Consider the following 324-nt stretch of genomic DNA (forward strand, 5'->3'; position numbering starts at 1 on the left):
GGAGACTCTTGCGACTTTCTGCTTTGGGGTTCGTTTCAGGCAATGGCATCTGTTGTCTTTGCTCTTTCTCTTCCTGCATCTTAGCAAGTTGTTGCTGCATTTCCTCTATCTTAGGTTGTAATGCCGGCATATCCAGAGCGGCAAGTGTCTCGATGGATGCACGAAGTGCAATCTCTTCTGGAGTGGGTTCTAATAGCTCTTTCTTCTGTTGCTCCTCTATTGCTTGAATTTGTCTAAAATCAGGATCTTTGGAGTATTTTGTGATTCCTAATAGACAGTCGTTCTTATTCTTGAGTAAACGACTCAGACGAGACCCTAGTTGAG

The 324-nt window shown here is 43.8% G+C and carries 1 protein-coding gene; it reads right to left on the bottom strand.

The window, feature by feature from the left end; genetic code table 11:
- On the bottom strand, nt 1–324 hold a 324-nt coding region (locus tag BU804_RS13115), incomplete at both ends, for a hypothetical protein (protein WP_226996104.1).

Source organism: Candidatus Protochlamydia sp. W-9 (assembly GCF_001950615.1).
Taxonomy (GTDB): domain Bacteria; phylum Chlamydiota; class Chlamydiia; order Chlamydiales; family Parachlamydiaceae; genus Protochlamydia; species Protochlamydia amoebophila.